The sequence below is a fragment of the Alcanivorax sp. HI0083 genome, from assembly GCF_001635175.1.
In genome coordinates this window covers 1-800 of sequence record NZ_LWFX01001366.1, presented here as the reverse complement: position 1 = coordinate 800, position 800 = coordinate 1, and the positions used below count along the sequence as shown (strand labels likewise).

The 800-nt window shown below is 58.5% G+C and carries 1 protein-coding gene; it reads right to left on the bottom strand.

The window, feature by feature from the left end; genetic code table 11:
* Positions 1-800, bottom strand: an 800-nt coding sequence (locus A3754_RS20620) for a helicase-related protein (protein ID WP_156497121.1), incomplete at both ends; no start/stop codon positions are given.

Below are 800 nucleotides of genomic sequence, written 5' to 3'. Positions count from 1 at the left end.
TTGGTCATCACCTTGGGGCTGGGGGTGATCAGATAGGCGTAGGCCTGGTGGTGGCTGCGGCCCACCCGACCACGGAGCTGATGGAGCTGGGCCAGGCCAAGCTTGTCGGCGCGATCGATGATGATGGTGTTGGCGCTGGGCACATCGATACCGGTTTCGATGATGGTGGTGCTCACCAACACGTTGAAACGACGGTGGTAGAAGTCGCTCATTACCGCTTCCAGTTCCCGCTCGCGCATCTGACCGTGGGCAATACCCACACGGGCATCAGGAACCAGCTTGCGGATGTCCGCGGCGGTTTTCTCCATGGTGTCGATATCATTGTGCAGGTAATACACTTGCCCGCCCCGCAGCAGTTCACGCAGCAGCGCTTCCTTGATGGCGGTATCGTTGTGCTGCTGCACAAAGGTCTTCACGGAGAGGCGTTTTTGCGGCGGTGTGGCTATGATGGAAATATCGCGCATGCCGCTCATGGCCATGTTCAGGGTGCGCGGAATCGGGGTAGCGGTAAGGGTGAGAATGTCACACTCGGCACGCATCTGTTTCAGGCGTTCCTTGTGGCGCACCCCGAAGCGGTGTTCTTCGTCGACAATAATCAGGCCCAGATTGTCGAAGGCCACGGTTTCCTGGAGCAGCTGGTGGGTGCCCACCAGAATATCCACCTTGCCTTCCTTCAGCCGTTGCAGCACCTGGGTCTTTTCCTTGGCACTGCGGAAACGGGACAGCACTTCGATATTCACCGGCCAGTCGGCAAAACGGTCAGTGAAGGATTCGTAATGCTGTTGGGCGAGCAGGGTGGT